Genomic DNA, 212 nt, shown 5'->3' with positions numbered 1-212 from the left:
TAAGTCAGTTAATTGATGGGACGAATATTGCCCAGGCAAGTCACATGCCAATTGGTGAGCTGCCGGCATTTGTTGAGCGAATTAAGAAGTGGCTTCCGGATAACATGCAAAAATTGGCCAACAATTTGACCACTGAATTGTTAAATCAAACTCAGCCATTGCTTGATTTGGGACTGGACTATTTGACGATGGATCGGGCCGGTGCTTCGCTT

The 212-nt window shown here is 44.8% G+C and carries 1 protein-coding gene; it reads left to right on the top strand.

Going from position 1 to position 212, the window contains the following annotated elements:
- Positions 1 to 212 (top strand): hypothetical protein (locus CBI42_RS13135; RefSeq protein WP_142294191.1); only part of this gene is annotated, 212 nt, incomplete at both ends.

Source organism: Streptococcus sp. KR, assembly GCF_002238115.1.
In the GTDB taxonomy this organism is placed as follows: domain Bacteria; phylum Bacillota; class Bacilli; order Lactobacillales; family Streptococcaceae; genus Streptococcus.
Note: the sequence above shows the minus strand (reverse complement) of the source record. Positions and strands in the feature narration are given on the sequence as shown.